Below are 1,111 nucleotides of genomic sequence, written 5' to 3' on the forward strand. Positions count from 1 at the left end.
GTACTTTGTATAGGCCACTAATCTCAATCAATGGTTTAGTCATGCTTGAGTCCTCCTAAATGCGCATTGGTTCTTCTTGCGTATGCCTGTGAAGCGCGGTCAAAAAGAATTGCGAGGGCAACAATGGCAAAACCGTTCATCAAGCCCAATGTGAAATATTGGTTGGTGATGGATTTAAGAACTGGTTGTCCTAGGCCTTTAACACCAATCATTGATGCGATAACAACCATAGACAGTGCCATCATGATGGTTTGGTTGATACCCGCCATGATCGTTGGCATTGCTAACGGTAGTTGAACACCCCATAAGCGTTGCTTTTTGCTCGCACCAAAAGCGGTAGCCGCTTCCAATACTTCTTTGTCGACTAAGCGTATGCCTAGGTTGGTTAAACGAATCACAGGTGGAATCGCGTAGATAACCACGGCGATTAGCCCTGGAATCTTACCGATGCCGAGTAGCATTACCACTGGGATCAAGTAAACGAATGCCGGCATGGTTTGCATGATATCAAGCATCGGCGTAACGATAGATTGCGCTCGATTCGAACGAGCCATCGCAATGCCAATCGGAATGCCTAAGAATATCGAAACCAAGGTACACACAGTGATGATACTAAGCGTCCGCATGGTGTCTTCCCACATACCAAAGTAACCAATAAGGAGCAGGGAAGCGACACAACCTAAAGCCAGTTTCCAAGAGCGACTCGCGGCGTAGACAAGGCTTGTACAAACAGCGAGGACTATAATCCAAGGGGTTGAGATAAGAAGTTTTTCAAACCAAACCAGGAATGAAAGAAGAGGGTCAAATAGAGATTCAATCATTTCACCGTATTCACGAGAGAATTCACGGTATGCGCCATCTAGCGTCTTTTTTATGGTTCGTAAATCAGCGCGTTCCATCTCTGGAAAGGTTGATAACCAATTGGTGTCAGCCATTTTATATCCTTATAGTTCGGAGCCACTTGTTCATGCGATGAGGTAATCGCCTATGAAAAGGGCTCCGAATCATGAATAACATCAAGTATAGCGACGTTATTTCTGTTCTATTGTTGAAGCGTAATTACTTGTTGTTAAACCAAGCTTTTACAGTTCGGCTTCAACTTTCTTAGCCA

The 1,111-nt window shown here is 44.5% G+C and carries 1 protein-coding gene; it reads right to left on the bottom strand.

Annotated features, from left to right (window positions below; translation table 11 throughout):
• Positions 1 to 35: 35 nt before the first annotated feature.
• Complete coding sequence (locus AB4653_RS26675) at positions 36 to 935, bottom strand: proline/glycine betaine ABC transporter permease (RefSeq protein ID WP_009846761.1); 900 nt, start codon at positions 933 to 935, stop codon at positions 36 to 38.
• Positions 936 to 1,111 lie beyond the last annotated feature (176 nt).

It is taken from the genome of Vibrio sp. 10N.222.48.A3, from assembly GCF_041475345.1.
Taxonomy (GTDB): Bacteria; Pseudomonadota; Gammaproteobacteria; order Enterobacterales; family Vibrionaceae; genus Vibrio; species Vibrio tasmaniensis_A.

Excerpts from the sequence above, each read along its gene's own strand:
- AB4653_RS26675 (WP_009846761.1), bottom strand. The coding sequence starts at position 935 with ATGGCTGACACCAATTGGTTATCAACCTTTCCAGAGATGGAACGCGCT.